We start from the raw sequence: 585 nt of genomic DNA on the forward strand, positions 1-585 counted from the left end.
TTAATCGACGTAGTGGCCTCGGCCAGTACGCCCGTGACTTGTTTTGGGGCCTCCGATGGGGTGATGGAGATCAATGTAACCGACTATACCGGCAACTTCTCCTATGAGGTGTTCCATAGCAATGGTTCTACCACGTCCATAACAAGTACAGGGGTAGCACCGGGAGTGCTTACTATTTCCGGACTGCCTGCAGGGAATTTCTATGTGGAACTTACGGCTACGGATACGCCTTTCTGTCCGGCTACGTCCAATACGGTGACCATTGCCTCCCCTGCGGCAGCTCTGGACCTTGCAGTAATATCCAATATTCCAGCCAACTGTAATATTGGTGCCCAGGTGAGCGTACAGGCCAGTGGTGGAAACGGGGGGTATACCTATGCCTTTGTGCCTACAACCACCTCGCCTACGGGATTGTTCACTTCTAGTGCAAGCGCTGTACTAACACCAGCTTCGTATCCAGTAGATTATGACGTTTACGTACAGGATTCCAAAGGTTGTACCTCTGTTATTACTATCACCGTAGATGAGGATCCTTTGCCAATGGTTACTTTACCAGCTTATAGCACGGACCAATGTACTTCCACT

The 585-nt window shown here is 50.1% G+C and carries 1 protein-coding gene; it reads left to right on the forward strand.

Annotated elements, in window-relative coordinates; genetic code table 11:
* Positions 1 to 585 (forward strand): hypothetical protein (locus tag F1E73_RS17295; protein ID WP_150452698.1); only part of this gene is annotated, 585 nt, incomplete at both ends.

Source organism: Arenibacter lacus (genome assembly GCF_008711145.1).
Lineage (GTDB): Bacteria > Bacteroidota > Bacteroidia > Flavobacteriales > Flavobacteriaceae > Arenibacter > Arenibacter amylolyticus.